Raw genomic sequence first — 539 nt, 5'->3', positions numbered from 1 at the left:
TAACTGCTCGAGTGCCGCTGGTAAACCTTGATGTGCCGCGTTTTCCATATAGTAAAGGCCAAGCTCTACATCTTGCGGAACACACACACCCCAAGCCAACATATCACCGTATAAAAACTCATAAGAAGGCAAGCTAATACGTGTTGCACGAGCAACGATATCTTCAACTAACTGGCACTTATCAGCTTTCACTCGCTCTAGGTGTTGATTATTCTCGATTAAATTAATCAGTTCAGCTTCTGTATATATTGGAACGGGCTCTCCCACATCAGCCAAATCTGCATGACTCAAGGGTGAGCTCAGCGCCACTATCAATGAAGCTGCTACAATTCGTAGCTTCATACCTGCACTCTATTATCTGTCGTTAAAGCTATCTATTGAGGGCAGCAGACGATTTCTGCACGCACCAAAATAGGGTGAACTTCACTTTCCATGATATCTGTATCGGCAATAACCTTGACGGCTTTAGACAAAACTTGCCGCTAATGGGCAATATTTTGCCATATGGCGTTCAAAAGATCATCACGAGCGGCTTAGTT

1 pseudogene is annotated in these 539 nt (G+C 44.0%); it reads right to left on the bottom strand.

Annotated elements, in window-relative coordinates:
• Nucleotides 1-342: pseudogene (locus AB4653_RS27945) on the bottom strand (flagellar protein MotX); the annotation flags it as partial.
• Between the last annotated feature and the right edge of the window lie 197 nt (nucleotides 343-539).

The organism is Vibrio sp. 10N.222.48.A3, from assembly GCF_041475345.1.
Classification (GTDB): Bacteria; Pseudomonadota; Gammaproteobacteria; order Enterobacterales; family Vibrionaceae; genus Vibrio; species Vibrio tasmaniensis_A.
Note: the sequence above shows the minus strand (reverse complement) of the source record. Positions and strands in the feature narration are given on the sequence as shown.